The following is a 308-nucleotide window of genomic DNA, read 5'->3' on the forward strand; positions in this document are numbered from 1 at the left end:
GATAGGATTCAGTGATGCTTCCGGATATTCTTTGATTATCTTCCGCTGCCACTAAAGAATAGGTCAACTCATCATCATGGAAAACTGCTCTGCCCCCGGTGATCCTTTTCACCACATCGACTCCATTGGCTCGGCAGGCAACCCTATCAATTTCCTCAAGTTTCTGGGACGAACCGAGGCTTATTGCCGATGGAGACCAACTGTAAAAACGGAATGGTGGGGTAGCGATAATCCCCTAGCATGACTGATCAGAAGCGATTCATCAATTGCCATATTCTCCTCAGCTGTCGCTTTCCCAGTATCAAGCA

General features: G+C 47.4%; 1 protein-coding gene. It reads right to left on the reverse strand.

From position 1 onward, the window contains the following. On the reverse strand, positions 1-232 hold a 232-nt coding region (locus DSOL_RS30325), incomplete at its 3' end, for a lipoate--protein ligase family protein (RefSeq protein WP_427854470.1). Between the last annotated feature and the right edge of the window lie 76 nt (positions 233-308).

Origin of the sequence: Desulfosporosinus metallidurans (genome assembly GCF_001936615.1) — a bacterium.
GTDB lineage: Bacteria > Bacillota > Desulfitobacteriia > Desulfitobacteriales > Desulfitobacteriaceae > Desulfosporosinus > Desulfosporosinus metallidurans.